We start from the raw sequence: 318 nt of genomic DNA on the forward strand, positions 1-318 counted from the left end.
CCACCGACAAGAACGGCACCGTCTACGGCAAGTGCAGCCAAGTCATGAAGGTCGATCCGAAGACCCGGCTCAAGCTCGCGAACTGATCATTTGCAGCGTGCAAATGGCGGCCGCAACGAGCGGCCGCCATTTCTGTTCTGTAATACCATCGAAAGTCAGCGCCGGCTGATGAGAAGGCCGGCCAGCAGCCCGACCACGACCAGCCCTACCGCAGCCGCCGTGGCCGGATGGTCGCGCGCGGTGCGCTCGATCGCCCTGCCCCTGCGCGTGATTGCCGGCAATGCCTCGTGGAGGCGGTCGGCAAGCTGCGAATAATAG

General features: G+C 63.8%; 1 protein-coding gene. It reads right to left on the reverse strand.

Going from position 1 to position 318, the window contains the following annotated elements; translation table 11 throughout:
* Positions 1-155: 155 nt before the first annotated feature.
* Positions 156-281: a hypothetical protein gene (locus tag EN818_RS34150; protein ID WP_245521440.1), complete on the reverse strand. Its 126-nt coding sequence runs from the start codon at positions 279-281 to the stop codon at positions 156-158.
* Between the last annotated feature and the right edge of the window lie 37 nt (positions 282-318).

Source organism: Mesorhizobium sp. M3A.F.Ca.ET.175.01.1.1, from assembly GCF_004791945.1.
Classification (GTDB): Bacteria; Pseudomonadota; Alphaproteobacteria; order Rhizobiales; family Rhizobiaceae; genus Mesorhizobium.